General features: G+C 40.0%; 11 protein-coding genes and 1 riboswitch. Of the genes, 10 read left to right on the top strand and 1 reads right to left on the bottom strand.

Annotated elements, in window-relative coordinates; genetic code table 11:
- The first annotated feature begins 235 nt into the window (after positions 1–235).
- Positions 236–1,222, top strand: a complete 987-nt coding sequence (dapF, locus tag ACIQXN_RS21090) for a diaminopimelate epimerase (protein WP_402971406.1) — start codon at positions 236–238, stop codon at positions 1,220–1,222.
- Between the two features lie 14 nt (positions 1,223–1,236).
- Here the strand turns inward: dapF and ligD are convergent, their stop codons facing one another.
- A complete protein-coding gene (gene ligD, locus ACIQXN_RS21085) occupies positions 1,237–3,084 on the bottom strand; it encodes a DNA ligase D (RefSeq protein ID WP_402971403.1) in 1,848 nt (615 codons plus the stop codon).
- Positions 3,085–3,209: 125 nt separating this feature from the next.
- On the opposite strand from ligD, the gene ku reads away from it, so the two are divergent.
- The 9 genes from ku (at position 3,210) to odhB (ending at position 17,731) form a co-directional block, all read left to right on the top strand.
- Positions 3,210–4,052: a non-homologous end joining protein Ku gene (gene ku / locus ACIQXN_RS21080; protein ID WP_402971400.1), complete on the top strand. Its 843-nt coding sequence runs from the start codon at positions 3,210–3,212 to the stop codon at positions 4,050–4,052.
- A gap of 87 nt (positions 4,053–4,139) precedes the next feature.
- Complete coding sequence (locus tag ACIQXN_RS21075) at positions 4,140–4,817, top strand: phosphatase PAP2 family protein (protein WP_402971397.1); 678 nt, start codon at positions 4,140–4,142, stop codon at positions 4,815–4,817.
- A gap of 383 nt (positions 4,818–5,200) precedes the next feature.
- Positions 5,201–5,842, top strand: coding sequence for an MOSC domain-containing protein (locus tag ACIQXN_RS21070; RefSeq protein WP_402971394.1), 642 nt, complete (start codon positions 5,201–5,203; stop codon positions 5,840–5,842).
- Positions 5,843–5,955: 113 nt separating this feature from the next.
- Positions 5,956–6,054: riboswitch (SAM riboswitch) on the top strand.
- Between the two features lie 107 nt (positions 6,055–6,161).
- Entirely contained in the window at positions 6,162–8,009 is a 1,848-nt protein-coding gene (locus ACIQXN_RS21065) for a bifunctional homocysteine S-methyltransferase/methylenetetrahydrofolate reductase (RefSeq protein WP_402971391.1), read from the top strand.
- Complete coding sequence (gene metH, locus ACIQXN_RS21060; protein ID WP_402971388.1) at positions 8,002–11,451, top strand: methionine synthase; 3,450 nt, start codon at positions 8,002–8,004, stop codon at positions 11,449–11,451. Before ACIQXN_RS21065 ends, metH begins: the two co-directional genes overlap by 8 nt.
- Positions 11,452–11,661: 210 nt before the next feature.
- The gene (locus ACIQXN_RS21055; RefSeq protein WP_402971385.1) at positions 11,662–12,420 is read left to right on the top strand and encodes a polysaccharide deacetylase family protein; all 759 of its coding nucleotides are present in this window, start codon (positions 11,662–11,664) and stop codon (positions 12,418–12,420) included.
- An 80-nt stretch (positions 12,421–12,500) separates the two neighbouring features.
- Positions 12,501–13,271: a dioxygenase family protein gene (locus ACIQXN_RS21050; RefSeq protein ID WP_402971383.1), complete on the top strand. Its 771-nt coding sequence runs from the start codon at positions 12,501–12,503 to the stop codon at positions 13,269–13,271.
- Between the two features lie 352 nt (positions 13,272–13,623).
- Positions 13,624–16,470, top strand: a complete 2,847-nt coding sequence (gene sucA, locus ACIQXN_RS21045) for a 2-oxoglutarate dehydrogenase E1 component (RefSeq protein WP_402971378.1) — start codon at positions 13,624–13,626, stop codon at positions 16,468–16,470.
- A gap of 1 nt (position 16,471) precedes the next feature.
- Positions 16,472–17,731, top strand: coding sequence for a 2-oxoglutarate dehydrogenase complex dihydrolipoyllysine-residue succinyltransferase (odhB, locus tag ACIQXN_RS21040; protein ID WP_402971373.1), 1,260 nt, complete (start codon positions 16,472–16,474; stop codon positions 17,729–17,731).
- Positions 17,732–17,858: the final 127 nt, after the last annotated feature.

Here is a 17,858-nt window from a genome sequence, read left to right as displayed (position 1 = left end):
AATTGATTATAAACGGGGTTTTAATATGAGGACATAGAAAAACCCCGAATAAGGGACTTTTTTTATCGTGTCCATTATTCGGGGTATAGTTCAAGGGAGTGTCTAGGGAGCCCTTTTACAGGATCAATCTTGATGGAATATTCGTTTAATTGGAGTTTTTTCGAATGACACGTCTGAGCGTATAATGCTATGATAAAGAATATTATAAACGAAACAGCATTGAGGATGTGACGGAATGTTAGTGGAGGGTTTTAAAATCCATGGATCAGGTAATGATTTTTTAATTATTGATGAATTAACAACAAATCTGACATTTACAGAGGAAGAACGCGAAAACTTGGCGAAAGTCCTTTGCGATAGGGAAAGGCTTGGGGCGGATGGCATTTTATTTGTCATGAAGAGTAAGCACGCAGATGCAAGGATGCGCGTTTTTAATGCAGATGGATCGGAAGCATCCATGTGTGGCAATGGACTTCGTTGCGTGGCCCGATATGCGAACGATGTGCTAGGACTAGATAAAATGACAGTTGAGACGATGAAAGTCGATTTACTCGTTGAAAAAACGGATGACATTTATACGGGAATTCCAACTTACAAAGTGGAAATTTCTCCGGTCAGCTTTCAGGTGAAGGATCTTCCGCTTATAATTGAAAAGGAACGATTGCTAAATGAATTGCTTCCAGAGCTGCATGAATCCCTAAAGTTTTCGGCACTGGCTGTCCCGAATCCACACTTGATCACTTTAGTGGATAGCAGTATGTTACAAAGTGACTTACAGGAAGAGCTTGCAACGAAAGTGAACCGACCGAATGACCTGTTTCCGGATGGTGTCAATGTCAGTTTTGTAAAAGAATTGGAACCAGGGAGCATTTATGTACGTACATTCGAGCGGGGTGTTGGTTTCACGAATGCTTGTGGAACAGCCATGTCGGCTTCCAGTCTGGTTACTTGCTCGATTGGGCTCAATTCACTTGAGCAGGAGATTTCCGTTTATAATAACGGAGGTAAAGTAAAATGTATTGTCCATCATGATGAGAAACGCGATTCGTATTCCATTGATTTGATCGGAAATGCAACCTATGAGTATAAAGTATCGATGGAAATAGACCAAGTCCATCCAGAAACATTCCAAGTGCTTGAAAAGCATGAATATGAAAATGAAACAAAATTATATGCCAAGATGCAGTCTGAAGTAAAAAGCTATTTAAAAACGAGAGTGTAAGTAAGGAAGACCAACTATGAGTTGGTCTTTTGCTGTTTAAGGAAGGAAAGTACCTTTTGAAACGCTGGCCCGTTATCGGTCTGTCTGTATTCATTGAATGGACAACCTAGTTTTTTAATCCTGTTTGGTACTGTTTCCACTGTATAATCTTCTAGTTTAAGACTATCATTCACTTCATCCCACGACAAAGGTGTGGCGACCCCGGCAAAATGATTACCTCGAGGGGAATAAGGGACGATGATGGTTTTCCCTTCACTATGTTGGACAAAATCGAGATAAAGACGGTTATGGCGATTTTTTTTCATCCGCTCGATTGTAAAGTCTTCTGGAAAGGAGCTTATTAAGTATTGACCAAGGAAATCAGTGAATATGTGTGTCTCTTTATAGGAGAAAGTATCCTCCGGAAGTGGAATATGAATCTGCAATCCCTTATTGCCAGAAGTTTTTATGAATGATTTGATATGTAATGGATCAATCACTTTCTTTATTTCCAGAGCCGCCTTGATCGCCAATGTAAAATAATCACTCGAGGGCGGGTCAAGATCCAAAACGATTTCATCGGGCATGGTCGAGCCCGCTTTTTGAAATGGAGCATGAAACTCGAGGGCAAGTTGGTTACCGAACCACAGCAATGTTTCCACGTCGTTACAGAGCATATACTCGATATCTTCATCTACGACCGTGCGAATCCAGGCCGGAGCATATTCGGGCTTATTTTTTTGAAAAAAACGTTCATCGCTCATTGTTCCATGAGGGTAACGGATCGTAGTCAGTGGTTTATCGGTCAGAAAAGGTAAAAACACTCCAGAAACTTCACGTAAATATTGAAGGTATTCAACTTTGATCAGGTTCCCATTTTTTAATGACCAAATCGGTTTATCGGGAGAAGATATGCTTACCGAATCTGGAAAAGTAAACTGACTTATTAAGAATCTTTCCCATGTGCATTCCATGGGTGCCGTTTGCAAGAGCCACTGCGAAAATTGAGGCTCCCGTAATTCATTTTCTTCATAAACATGCAGAAACTGTACTTCAATACAAATGGAAGGGTGTATGTAAAAGAACTGAGTATCTTCCTCTGCAGCATTTTTTTTTATCATTTCATGCAATATGGTCTTATCATGGGCACTCATGCCATTTTTGACGCTACCTATAGAAGTGATGACACCATTTTTATATACCGCAACTGAGACATATCCGTTTTCTTTATGAAGTGCGGTGATAAAGCACGGGACGATTCGCCAATTTTTCACTTTGATCCAGGACGTTGAGCGTTTTTCCTCCCATATGCTGTTGATATTCTTGGCTACAATTCCTTCTCCATCCATGAGAATGACTTGGTCCATAGCTTCATTTACCGTGTCATAGCTTTCAATCACTTGAATCAAGTTTTTTTCATGTGGGCTAGGTACAGGTAAATGAACGTCCCGGCCCAAGCTTTTCAATATACTTTTTCGTTCCGATAATGTTTTCTTTGAAATGTCTTCTCCCTTTAAAGTAATTAGGTCAAACGCTATGAAACGGCATGGGGAGAGTATGGATGATTCAGCAATTAATGTTTTGTTTCTCAAGCGTCCACGCCATTGAATCGTGGAAAAGTCAGCCTTGGATTCATTTGTCAGCCAGACTAATTCCCCATCAAGTTGGAGGGGCAAGAAACCTTCCAAATTCAACGTTTTTATACATTCACTGATTTCTGGAAACAGCGGCAGCAGTTCTTTTCCATTCCTGCTTGTCATCTTCACAAGGGTATTATCGGTAATCATTAAAATGGCCCGGAAGCCGTCATATTTCACTTCGTATCTCCATTCTTTGGAATGGGGGGCTTCTGGCAGATAGGTGGGCAACATTGGTTTTGTCACATTTGTCCCTCCGTACATAAGGTTTGTTAGTATTTTTCCCATAAAAATGATTTTTAAGTTAATTTTTTTGAAAGAAATGGAGATGATAATACTGTTATTCAATTATCTACTATGAGGTGAGGAATTTGCATACAATATGGAAAGGAAGCATTTCTTTCGGTTTGGTGAATATCCCGATCAAACTTCATGCCGCAACGGAGGATAAGGATATATCATTACGTACACTGCATAAAGAGTGTAATTCGCCGATAAAATATGAAAAGGTTTGTCCGGTCTGTCAGAAGGAAGTAGGCAAGGATGATATTGTTCGTGCTTTTGAGTATACGAAAGGAAAGTTTGTCGTCTTAGAAGATAGTGAACTCGAACAGCTAAAAAAACAAAATGAAGATAAAGCAGTGGAAATCATTGATTTTGTAAAAATAGAAGAAATCGATCCCATCTATTTCAACCGCAGTTATTTCATGTCCCCAAACGATGGTGGGACAAAAGCATATTCCCTTCTTAGACAAGCACTCGTAGAATCTGGAAAGGTTGGTTTGGCCAAAATCATCATCCGTTCAAAGGAACAAATGGCCATTCTCCGGGTCGTGGATAACATCTTGTTGATGGAGACCATACATTATCCTGATGAAGTACGTTCTGCAGCTGATGTTCCTAATATTCCCGCGAATGATTCCATCGTTAAAAAAGAAATCGACACGGCCATTTTATTAATCGATCAACTGACGTCGACTTTCGATCCGACAAAATACAAGGATGACTATCGAACAGCCTTGCTTGAGCTGATTGAATCAAAGAAAAATGGACAAAAAACCATTACTGCGAAAACAAAAGAACCCGTGGCGAATAATGTGACGGACTTGATGGCGGCTTTACAAGCCTCTATCGATCGCACGAAGCCAGAGAAATTGGCCGTGAAGAAAAAGACAACGCGCAAAAAAGCTACGCCTAAAAAGAAACAAGCGTAAACAAAGCTGGGCGAACCCATATCGCTCAGTATTTTTTGTTTTATCATGGAGGTATGGAGGTAAATGAGCTAAAAGGTGGTGTTGAGATTGGACTTCTTCAGTGTACATATTAGAAAGAAATATCTTTATATGACGATGATGGCTGGATTAATCGTCATCTATTTTTTAATCTTTAATGAAATGGTTGATGAATTGAAGGAAGGCGAGTTAATCGAATTTGACAAGAGCGTCATCGAATCTATACAAAGCCCCTTTAGCGAAGAATTTACCAAGATGGCGACCAAAATCACTTTTTTCGGGTCGGTGATATGGATAGTGACCTTGGTTTCTATATTCTCCCTATTTCTGTTCTTGCTAAGTAAAAAGCATTATGCTCTTTATTTAATTTTAACTTCCGCATTAGGAGGTGGATTTAATTGGGGGTTAAAGTATCTTTTTCAACGGGAACGGCCGGATATCGCTCCGTTATTATCCGTCTCAGGATATAGTTTTCCAAGCGGACATTCGATGGCATCGGTCATTCTGTATGGCAGTATAGCGGTAGTATGTATACGATTGATCAAAAATAAATATATTAATGGGCTTATATGGCTCCTCGCTTTTATTTCGTCATTGACCATAGGATGGAGCCGCATTTATTTAGGTGTCCACTATCCGAGCGATGTCGTGGCAGGTTTTGTAGCCGGTGCTGCCTGGCTTACCATATCAGCATGGATGTTACGTTATCTGGAGTATAAGGTGCCAAAAAAGTATAGAAGAGAATGATGGTCCAACGGGACATTATTAGGGAAGGATGTTTTCATATAATAAATTGATAGAAATCATCTATTAAAAGAAGACAAAAAAATTCGCCCCGTAAAGAGCGAAAATGAGGAAATTAATCGTGAAATCAACATATAGGCGACGGAATGTCTTATTCGACTATATATTGTGCTCATATTCTATCATAATTAATTCTGAAATAGCAACTAAATTACTAAAACTAAGGCATTATTTTTATGGTAATGCCTTTTTTGCAAGGATTTTTTTCCTAGTGAAGAGTTTTCAAATTTTTTTTGGTATAATTAATTGAATATATTGAAAATAAAATTCGGTATGTACCATCATGCAATCTATCAATTAATTAAAAATGAAATGGAAGATGTCCAATGGAATCTGGTAAAATCATTTCCCTGCAAATTGGGAGGCCCAAACAAGAAGAGTTTTCAAGCGTAAAAATGAAAACGGCTATGAATAAGAGGTTCATTGAATATGTAAACGTTACAAAATCAGGTATCGAAGGGGATGGAGTAGGTAATAGAAAGTTTCATGGAGGACCTGACCGTGCATTATGTTTTTATCCTGTTGAGCATTATCATCTATGGCAACAAAAATTCAGTAAACAGCTTTCCGTGCCTGCTTTTGGCGAGAATTTGACGATTGCTGGAATGACAGAAAACGAGACATATATTGGCGATGTATATCGCATAGGGGAGACTGTTGTACAGATTACACAGGGACGCATTCCTTGTTCCACGATTTCCCATTTTAACAATGAACCGAAGTTTTTGAACCACGTGAGGGATACTAATCTTACGGGGTACTTTGCTAAGGTAATCCAAGAAGGGGTTATAAGAATCCAAGACGATATCGTTTTACTAGATCGGCTTCAAAATCAAGTTACGGTTCTATATGCGACGGACGTGATCCTCCATCATCGTGATGGACAGGATGGAGTAAATAGGTTACTCACGATAGAATCTTTGGCAGACGAATGGAAATCTTTGCTTTTAAAGAGGATCCAATCGTAAATAATACGAATATATGAAGAAATGACAAATATACTATTGAAAATGACAGATGATTCATGTAAATTAAATATAATTAAAATTAAATATTTAGAAAATTATATCCAATTTAATAAATCTTATCGAGAGAGGTGAAGGGACTGGCCCGATGAAACCTCAGCAACCAGCCTAGGCAAAGGTGCTAAATCCAGCAAGCAGAGCTTGATAGATGAGGAGAATGTTTCGAGAAAAAACCTTCTTCTTTGAGAAGGTTTTTTTTCTTTACTATCAAACTCATATAAACCGTACAAAAACCATAGTGTTTTTGAGAGAGGGTGTATATATGGATTTTCGTAAAGAACTAAAAGAAAGAATGCTGGTTGGGGACGGAGCGATGGGAACGTTGTTGTATTCCTATGGAATCGATCAGTGTTATGAAGAAATAAACTGTACCAGTCCTGGTAAAATTGAATCGATACATCGTGCGTATTTAGAAGCGGGTGCAGATATTCTGCAAACTAATACATATGGAGCCAATTTTCATAAACTGAAACGGCATGGGCTTGAAGAAGAAGTTAGCCGCATCAATCGCCAAGGTGTCATCCTTGCTAAACAAGTGGCGAAAGGGAAGGCGTTCGTTTTTGGTACAATTGGCGCCCAGCGTAGCATCCGTAAATCAGATTTAAGCATTGAAGAAATAAAACGGGGTTTTCGTGAACAGTTATACAGTTTGCTACTGGAAAACCCAGATGGAATTCTTCTTGAAACATACTATGATTTTGAAGAGCTTGAAACGGTGCTTCAAATCGCTAAAAAAGAAACGGAGCTGCCGATTATAGCAAATGTATCAATGCATGAAGTTGGAAACCTTCAAAATGGATTTCATTTGAATGAGGCCTTTCAAAAACTGGAGTATCTGGGTGCGGATGTTGTTGGGGTGAATTGCCGTCTAGGCCCCCATCATATGATAAGGGCCTTGGAAGAAGTGGAAATGCCTAAGCAGGCGTCGATTGCCATCTATCCAAATGCAAGTCTTCCTGATTATGTGGATGGGAGACTTGTCTATAAAGCGGAACCACAATACTTTGGTTCAAGTGCACTCGAGTTAAGAAAACAAGGGGCAACTATTATAGGCGGATGCTGTGGTACGACACCACTACATATACAAGCTGTGAAGAAAATGGTTGGCACGTTGACGCCAGTTAAAGATAAAATTACGAAAACCCGACATATTGAGATTATTGAGGTGAATACCAAAAAACAAGAAGTTGCTCTTCATGAAAGGGTCAAAACAGAGAGAACCATTCTAGTTGAGCTTGATCCACCAAAAAAGTTAGGGATTGAAACGTTTATGGCAGGAGCAGAAGCCTTGAAAAAAGCGGGTGTGGACTCCATCACTTTAGCTGATAATTCCCTTGCTTCACCCAGAATTTCGAATTCTACCATAGCCAATTTATTAAAGGCTGAACTAGATGTGAATCCGTTGGTCCATATCACATGCCGAGACCGAAATCTAATTGGGCTTCAATCTCACTTAATGGGATTGCATACGATAGGGCTGGATGAAGTCTTAGTTATCACTGGTGATCCTTCTAAGATAGGGGATTTCCCCGGAGCAACTTCCGTTTATGATTTATCTTCATTTGATTTGATAAGTCTGGTTAAGCAATTCAATGAAGGCTACTCCTATTCAGGGCAAAGTCTAGGCAAACAGGCAAATTTCAAGATTGCCGCCGCTTTTAATCCAAATGTGAAATATATGGATAAGGCTGTTCAGAGAATGGAGAAGAAAATTGCATGCGGTGCTCAGTCCTTTTTGACACAACCGGTTTATTCAGTTGAACAAATTGAAGAAGTCTATCAGGCGACAAAACATTTGAAAACGCCGATATTTATCGGAATTATGCCACTTACAAGTACGAGGAATGCTGAATTCATCCATAATGAAATACCTGGGATTAAATTACCTGACAGTGTAAGGAGGGCAATGGCCTCAGCAGGTAATGATCCATTAAAATCAAGGATTGAAGCAATAAATATTGCTCGGGAATTGGTTGACGCCGCAAAAGAAAGGTTTAAGGGAATCTACCTGATAACACCTTTCCTGCGTTATGAAATGACAGCGGAGCTAACCATATATATCAAGGATCAGGATCGTAAACAAACATCTGAGGTGGCAGGACATGAGTAAAAAGGAAATTAAAAGGCAATTACAATCAAAGATTCTTCTTCTAGACGGAGCAATGGGTACGATGATTCAAGCTGAGGATCTGACAGCCGAGGATTTTGGCGGAGAGCAATACGAAGGCTGTAATGAGTATCTATCCTTGACTCGACCTAAAATCATTCAGGCCATCCATGAAAAATATTTAGCGGCAGGAGCAGATATTATCGAGACCAATACTTTCGGGGCGACAGGCATAGTATTAGAAGAATATCAACTTAGCACATATGCCTATGAACTTAATAAAGTATCTGCAGAACTGGCCGTAAAAGCTTCTGAAAAATATTCAAGTGAGATTTGGCCTAGATATGTAGCAGGTTCGATGGGTCCAACCACAAAGACATTATCTGTTACAGGTGGAACGACGTTTGATATTTTAACAAATTCATATGAGGAACAAGCGCTCGGTCTTATAGACGGTGGCGTAGACCTATTGCTCGTGGAAACTTGTCAAGATATGCTCAATGTAAAGGCAGCCTTTTCGGGAATTAAAAACGCTATCGCTAAAACCGGAAAGGATATGCCCATAATGATTTCTGGTACGATTGAGCCGATGGGGACGACATTGGCTGGCCAATCCATAGAGGCTTTCTATTTATCGGTAGAGCATATGAACCCTCTGGCTGTCGGTTTGAACTGTGCGACAGGCCCAGAGTTTATGATTGACCATATTCGTACTTTAGCAGATCTATCCGACAATGCGATCAGTTGTTATCCAAATGCAGGTTTGCCCGATGAAGAGGGGCATTATCATGAATCCCCGATTTCCCTTGCTGAGAAAATGAAGCAATTTGCAGATAAAGGGTGGGTCAATATCATCGGTGGCTGTTGTGGTACCACACCTGAACACATTAAAGAGCTCTCTAAAGCACTCAAGGATATCCAGCCAAGGAAGTTACCTGAGTCAGCACATGGTCATGCTGTCTCTGGCATCGAGCCGCTCATTTATGATGAGTCTATGCGGCCCCTGTTTGTCGGAGAGAGAACGAATGTGATTGGTTCGCGTAAATTCAAGGAACTGATTCGTGCAAAGAAGTATGAACCAGCAGCAGAAATTGCCCGTGCTCAAGTTAAGAAAGGTGCCCATGTCATTGATATCTGTCTAGCCGATCCTGACGGGGATGAGCTAGGCGACATGCAAGAATTCATCCAAGAGGTCGTCAAGAAGGTAAAAGTCCCTTTAGTCATAGATACGACTGATGAAGCGGTCCTTGAACAAGCATTGAAACATTCTCAAGGAAAGTCGATCATTAATTCGATCAACCTTGAAGATGGTGAAGAGCGATTCGAGAAAATCGTTCCTTTTATCCATCAATACGGAGCAGCCGTCGTAGTTGGGACAATCGACGAAATTGGAATGGCGGTGGACGCCGAACGGAAATTGGAAGTGGCGACTCGCTCGGTGAACCTGCTTGTAAACAAATACGGGCTGAAAGAAAGTGACTTGATTTTTGATCCGCTTGTTTTTCCGGTTGGTACAGGAGATGAGCAATACATTGGCTCTGCGTTGGAAACGGTAAAAGGAATTAAAGCAATCAAAGAAAAATTCCCTGAAAGTTTGACGATCCTTGGCATTTCAAACGTTTCCTTTGGTCTTCCTTCACGTGGAAGGGAAGTATTGAATGCCGTTTTCCTATATCACTGTACGAAGGCTGGACTTGACTACGCAATTGTGAACACTGAAAAACTAGAACGGTTTGCGTTAATACCTGAAGAGGAAATTAAGCTTGCAGAAGCTCTTTTATTTGAAACTTCCACAGAAACCTTAGCTACTTTCACTGAATTTTATCGTGGAAAAAAAGCTGAGAAGAAAAATGATGGAATTGTCCTTCCGTTAAATGAAAGGTTAGGTAATTATATAATCGAGGGTACGAAGGAAGGTTTAATCGACGACCTGAATAAAGCAATTGAGCGGGGGGATGAACCTTTAAAGATCATAAATGGACCATTGATGGATGGAATGAGTGAAGTGGGTCGACTGTTCAATGACAATCAACTGATTGTTGCTGAAGTGCTTCAAAGTGCCGAAGCAATGAAAGCGGCCGTTTCGCACCTTGAACCGCTCATGGAAAATTCGGAGGACCATGCGAAAAAAGGAAAAATCCTTTTGGCCACTGTTAAAGGGGATGTCCATGATATTGGCAAAAATCTCGTTGACATCATTCTTTCCAATAATGGCTATGAAGTCGTGGACCTTGGAATTAAAGTTGCACCACAGCAAATCATTGAGGAGGTCCGTAAACATGAACCTACTATTATCGGTTTGTCGGGCTTGCTAGTCAAATCAGCGCAGCAAATGATTTTAACTGCACAGGATTTAAAACAAGCTGGCATTGACACTCCGATTTTAGTGGGGGGCGCCGCGTTATCCCGTAAATTCACCGACTTCAAAATATCACCGGAATATGACGGTCCGGTTCTATATTCCAAGGATGCCATGGATGGTTTGGCTGTTACTAACATCTTGCATGACACGGATAAGAAATTGGTCTATTTAGAGGAATTGAAAAACAAACGGGAAAAGTCAAAAGCCAATGCCGCCATTGCCGCTTTAATCGAAAAACCGGAACGTAAGCCGACAAATGCTGTACCGTTAAGTAATGTCCCGGTTCAAAAACCTCGGGATGTCAAAAGGCATATCCTGAAAAAGTATCCACTAGAAGTCATCCAGCCATATATCAATAGGCAGATGTTAATTGGGCATCATCTAGGTTTAAAAGGGAAGGTAGCCGAATTATTGAAAGAGGGGAACGATAAAGCGATCCTACTGAACGATTTGATTGATGAGCTAATTGAATTCCTAAAGGATGAACCTGACTATGGTTTAAATGCCGTTTATCAATTTTTCCCCGCTCAAAGTGATGGAGACAAATTAGTGATTTACAATCCTGACAATCATCAGGAAATATTGGAAACTTTTGATTTTCCAAGGCAGGATACAAGTCCACACCTTTGTTTGGCGGATTTTGCGAAGCCTATCTCTTCTGGAGAAATGGATTATGTGGGCTTCTTCTTGGTTACAGCAGGAAGAGGAATTAGAAAATGGGCGGAAAGATTCAAGAAGGAGGGGGATTTCTTGAAAAACCATGCCCTACAATCTCTTGCCCTCGAAACCGCTGAAGGATTTGCAGAAAGAATTCACCAATTGATGCGTGACGATTTGGGAATTGGCGATTCCATTGAAATGACGATGAAAGAGAGATTTTCGGCCAAGTACACGGGACAAAGATTTTCTTTCGGTTATCCGGCATGCCCTAACCTGGAAGACCAGGAAAAACTTTTTCGTCTCCTTCATCCTCAAGATATAGGAGTGGAATTGACTGAAGGTTTCATGATGGAACCCGAGGCATCGGTCTCGGCTATAGTGTTTGCGCATCCTGAAGCGAGATACTTTAATGTAGACAGATGATTAAAAAAATAATAAGGCAGCGGTTTTTTAAATCGCTGTCTTATTGATTGTGGCAATCCATTCGAAGTGCTAATTCTACAATTTCATGTAGCTAAACCTTGATGTTGATTTCTGCGTACTCTATGTTTATAACCATTACGAAATGAATTTTTTGCATGAAACCCCTGCATTGGTACACCTTAATGGTAAAAAGAAGGGGGTATTTTTTCTATGAAGAGATTATTGAAATTAATCTTGATTGTATTAGGTTGTTCCATAATTTTGAGTGAAGGGCATCCAATTCAAGTACAAGCAGTGGTGCCTGAAGAAATGACACCATTCGTGAAAAGTAAAGAAAATCTGAAAATCGCCTATTTAACATTTGATGATGGTCCATCTACGAATACAATGGATATCCTGGACATCTTAGATCGTTATCAAATAAAAGCAACTTTTTTTGTCAAAGGGAATGAAGAGCCATATGCTAAAAGATGTTATGAAGAAATGATTTCCCGAGGCCATGAAGTCGCCTTACATTCCTATACACATGACTATTCCATCGTCTATCGCTCAACGAAAAGTTTTTTTCAAGATTTAAATCGTCTGGAAACGATGTTAGAAAAGGAATATGGAATAAAGAGCAAGATCGTCCGTCTCCCTGGTGGGTCTCGAAATAGACTTAGACAACAAGCGAGCACAAAACCAATAATAAACGGTATCCTCCAACAATTAACGGAAAAAGGATATATCTACACGGATTGGAATATCGACTCAACCGATGGAATTAGTCCTACGATAAGTGAACATCAAATCATCACTTCGATACAAAGAGGGCTGAATGATCAAAAACATGTTAATATCCTCCTACATGATATCAACAGTATGAAAAATACGGTCAAAGCGCTGCCAAAGATAATAGAAATCCTAAAAAAAGAAGGCTATATCTTTGATACCATAGATGAAACAACTCCAAAGGTTCAATTTAATTAGTGAAAGGAAGGCCCATCTATAGTAAATTAAGGTAAAAGGATTTGAATTTGATCACAGTTTGGAAAGGATTTAACGTTTTTATGATGCCTTCGTTGTTTTTATCACATGGAACACCATTACTGGCCTTGGAAGAAAACAGTTACACGGAGTTTTTAAAAGGTTATATAAAAGAAATCGAAAAGCCAACTGCAATTGTCATTCTTTCAGCCCATTGGGAAAGTAACGAACAGTTGGTATCAGCGGTTAAGAAGCATGAAGTCATTTATGATTACTTCGATTTGCCTGAAGAGATATTTCAGGTAACTTATCCTGCTTCGGGTAGCTTGGAACTGTCAGATAAAATATTGACCTTATTGTCACGAGTGGGTGTATGGGGGGAACTAGATGAAAGGCGCCCTCTCGATCATGGCGCTTGGGGACCTTTGCATCTCATGTACCCGAAAGCGGAAATACCAATCGTATCATTATCCATCAGCCCGGAACTCCCGTTTGAAAAACAGTATGAAATTGGAAAAATGCTAGGGGGACTCAAGAGGAATAACGTGCTTATCATTGGAAGCGGTGGGCTTGTACATAATTTTAACCAGGTTCAGCCAGAACTACTTGTTGCGGAAGGATGGGCCATCCGTTTTGAAAACTGGGTGGAAGAACAGATAATGAAATGGGATTTAGAAACATTGTTTAATTATGAACAAATGGGGCCGTATAGTTCAGAGGCGGTGCCTTCTAAAGGACACTTCATACCTTTAATCATTGCCATGGGAGCAGGGGATTCCAACAAAAGCCCGAAGTTCTTGCACCGTACTTTTCAGTATGGAAACTTAAGTTTGACAGCTTGGGAGTTTGCTTGATTGGAAGGGTTTTCAATGGGGCAAATTCTAAGTCGTATGAATTAATATACGAAAATAGAAAAATCTTTTTTTAGAAAAAAGAGGATTTAAAAAGATAAAAAGACTATTTAAGACGAAATAAGGCGAATTAAACAGAAAAATAGTTTGAAAAAGGGTGCATAAAGTAGTTTAACCTTTGGATATTTCGACAAAAACATGTTAATATAACATCTGAAAACGTTTTATCCTTTAAAATTTTATTATTCAATGACCAAGTTATTTATTATAAATTATCTATTTGGGGAAATGTTCGAAGAAAGAAATTTGGGGATGGATAAAACGAAATTATGAGAGAAATTTGGGGGTTTACAAAATGACCATCAAGGATGCTAAGGCTTACGACCCATGGAAATCTTTTTCTGGTCCAAACCTTGGATATGTCATGGAGCAATACGATTTATTTCAAGTTAATCCGGAGGAAGTTGATCCGGAACTGAAAAACTTTTTTGAGGTTTCAGGTCCTCCGTCATTTGACGTAGAAGCAGGAACTGTAATGGAAAGTGCACCACAGACTGGTGAAGTTCTTTCAATGAAGAAAATTATGTCTGCAGTAAAATTGGCAGAAAACATAAGAGCATATGGACACCTTGCTTCTAGCATTTATCCATTAGTAGAAGAAAAACCAGATACAGAACAAATTCATTTTGAAAAATATGGGTTGACGGTAGAGGATTTGAGAAAAATACCGGCTGATCTTATTTGTGCACAAGCTCCTGAAGATGTAAAAGATGGATACGAAGCTGTTCAATATCTTAAACAACTTTATACAAAAACTATAGCCTTTGGATTTCACCATGTAAATGACTTGGATGAAAAGCAATGGCTTACTGATATGGTCGAATCCGGCAATATGTTCCCAGTTGTTTCAAAAGAGAAAAAAGCGTTATTGTTAAAGCGTCTTAATGAAGTTGAAGGATTTGAAAAATTCCTACATCGTACATTTGTTGGACAAAAACGTTTCTCTATTGAAGGTTTAGATGCATTGGTTCCGGTATTAGATGAAATGATTTCACAGACTGTTCAAAATGGAACGAGCAATGTAAACATTGCAATGGCTCACCGTGGACGTCTAAATGTCCTAGCACATGTACTAGGAAAGCCCTATGAAGTGATTTTCTCGGAATTCCAACATTCACCTAATAAGGATTTAGTCCCATCAGAGGGTTCAACCGGCATTAATTACGGCTGGACAGGTGATGTGAAATACCATTTAGGTCTGGATAAACAGATTACAAAAGAAAATATACAAAAAGCAAGAATAACGCTTGCCAATAACCCAAGTCACTTGGAAGTCGTTGGTCCAATCGTGGAAGGTTACTCTCGTGCGGCTCAAGAAGACCGGACAGAAAAAGGCTTCCCGGTTCAAGATATCGCTAAATCACTAGCAATTCTTATTCATGGTGATGCTGCGTTCCCAGGTGAAGGCATTGTGCCTGAAACATTTAACTTAAGCCGCCTACGCGGGTACCAAGTTGGTGGAGCAATTCACATCATTGCAAATAACACGATTGGTTTCACTACCGAAAGTGAAGATTCACGTTCAACAAGATATGCAAGTGATCTAGCAAAAGGCTTTGAAGTGCCTATCGTTCACGTCAATGCTGATGATCCCGAAGCATGTATGGCTGCTGTTAATCTAGCTATCCAATATCGTGAAAAATACAAAAAAGATTTCTTAATCGATTTAATCGGTTACAGACGTTTCGGTCATAACGAAATGGATGAGCCATTGGTCACACAACCTGAAATGTACGCCTTGATTCATAAGCATCCGACGGTTAAAGAAATATACGGGAAACAACTAGTTGATTCAGGAGAGTTCACACAAGATGAAGTGAAAGAAATGGCTGTGCAAGTGGATACGAAACTTGCAGAAGCATATTCGAAAATCTCTGGTAACAAACCGGAAGCTTCTAAAGAAGTCAATCCTCCTGGCATCATTGAAAAAGGAATCCCTACTCTTGATACAGCGGTATCAACGGAAGAACTGATTTCAATCAATGAACAACTTGTTAAATGGCCTGAAGGATTTACCCCTAATAAAAAATTAGGCAAAATCTTATCCCGTCGTTTAGACTCGTTTGGTGATAACGGTAAAATTGACTGGGCACATGCTGAGACGCTAGCATTCGCAACCATTCTACATGATGGCACACCAATTCGTTTAACTGGTCAGGATTCTGAGCGTGGGACATTCGCTCAACGTAACATCATGCTTCATGACAGCGTAAACGGCAAAACATATTCACCACTTCATACGCTTGAAGACGCCAAAGCTTCATTCGCTGTTCATAACAGTCCGCTAACTGAAACGGCAGTACTTGCATATGAATATGGTTATAATGTATTTGCTCCAGAAACGCTTGTTCTATGGGAAGGTCAATTCGGTGACTTCGCCAACACAGCACAAGTGATCTTTGACCAATTTATCGCGGCGGGCCGTGCAAAATGGGGTCAAAAATCTGGACTAGTTATGTTGCTTCCACACGGATATGAAGGACAAGGACCGGAACATTCTAGTGCTCGTCTGGAACGATTCCTTCAATCGGCAGCTGAAAATAACTGGACAGTCGCTAACTTAAGTTCGGCAGCTCAGTATTTCCATATTCTTAGAAGACAAGCTAAGATTTTGGATCAAGAACAAGTTCGTCCGCTTGTCATCATGACACCGAAGAGTTTGCTTCGTAATCAAGTGATGGCTTCCACTCCTGAAGAATTTAGCAATGGAAGCTTTGAATCATTCATTGAAACTAAAACTCTAGGAACTAAACCTAAAGCAGTTGAGCGTATCGTGTTTGCTAGCGGTAAATTAGCTGTGGAACTACGTGATAAAGTAGCTTCAGAGCCAAACATGGATTGGTTGCAAATTATCAGTATTGAGGAGATTTATCCATTCCCGTTCACTGGCATACAAGAAGCAATGAAAAAATATACGAATCTTAAAGAAATCTACTGGGCTCAAGAAGAACCGAAAAACATGGGGGCATGGACATTTGTTGAACCTCGCTTGAATGCTGCTGCACCTGGAAACCTTTCTGTAACGTATATCGGCAGAAAACGTAGATCAAGCCCGGCTGAGGGAGATCCACTTGTCCATAAAAATGAACAACAACGGATTATGAGTCAAGCAATTACACGCAATAATGAGGGGGATAAATAAAATGGCTGAAGTAAAAGTGCCTGAATTAGCAGAATCAATTTCTGAGGGGTCTATTGCGCAATGGTTAAAACAACCTGGTGACCATGTTGAAAAGGGAGATTATGTCCTTGAACTGGAAACGGACAAAGTAAACGTTGAAATCATCTCTGATTACACAGGAACCCTTACTGAACTATTAGCAGAAGAGGGCGACACTGTTCAGGTTGGACAAACTATCGCAGTCGTAGACGAAAACGGTTCTGCAGCTTCAACACCTGCTAAAGAAGCACCGAAAGCTGAAGAAGTTAAAGAAGAACCAGCTAAAGTGGAACAGGCAGCTCCTGCAAAAGAAGCGCCAAAAGCAGAAACGAAAGAAGCGAAGTCTACTCAACAAGTTATTGCTTCACCAGCTGCAAGAAAATTAGCTCGTGAAAAAGGAATTGACTTGACTCAAGTACCAGTAGCTGACCCTCTTGGCCGTGTACGTGTACAAGATGTGGAAGCTGCAAGTAATGCTCCGGCAGCAGCACCAAAAGCTCCCGTGGCTACTAAACAAGCCGCTGCTCCTGTTGAAGTGAATGATGACCGTATTGAAGTTGTGAAAATGACACGCCGTCGTCAAACTATTGCAAAACGTTTAGTTCAAGTTCAGTCTGAAGCAGCGATGCTGACAACTTTCAATGAAGTCGATCTTTCAGCAGTTATGGAATTGCGTAGCCGTCATAAAGACTCTTTCGTTAAAGCTAATGATGTTAAACTTGGTTTCATGTCATTCTTTACAAAAGCGGTTATTGGCGCGTTGAAAAAGTATCCTTTATTGAATGCTGAAATCAAAGGCGATCATATTCTTAAAAAGAACTTCTATGATATCGGTGTAGCTGTATCCACTGATGAAGGCCTAGTAGTTCCAGTTGTAAGAGATGCCGACCGTAAGAGCTTTGCAGAAATTGAGCAAAATATTTCTGACTTAGCGGTTAAAGCACGTAACAATAAATTAGGGCTTTCAGATTTATCTGGTGGTACCTTCACTATTACAAATGGTGGTACATTCGGTTCCCTATTATCAACGCCAATCTTAAATGCTCCACAAGTTGGTATCCTAGGAATGCATACAATCAAGACTCGTCCGGTCGCTGTTGGAGATCAAATCGAAAACAGACCGATGATGTACCTTGCATTATCTTATGATCACCGTATCGTTGATGGAAAAGAAGCTGTTGGTTTCCTAGTGGCAATCAAAGAAATGCTAGAAGATCCGGAACAACTTTTATTACAAAACTAATAGCATAATATAAAAGAAACCTCTGTCATCAGTGAACTATACCCCGAATAATGGACACGATAAAAAAAGTCCCTTATTCGGGGTTTTTCTATGTCCTCATATTAAAACCCCGTTTATAATCAATTTA

It is taken from the genome of Peribacillus sp. NPDC097295 (genome assembly GCF_044761665.1).
In the GTDB taxonomy this organism is placed as follows: Bacteria; Bacillota; Bacilli; order Bacillales; family DSM-1321; genus Peribacillus.
This window is presented reverse-complemented; position numbering and strand designations above follow the sequence as displayed.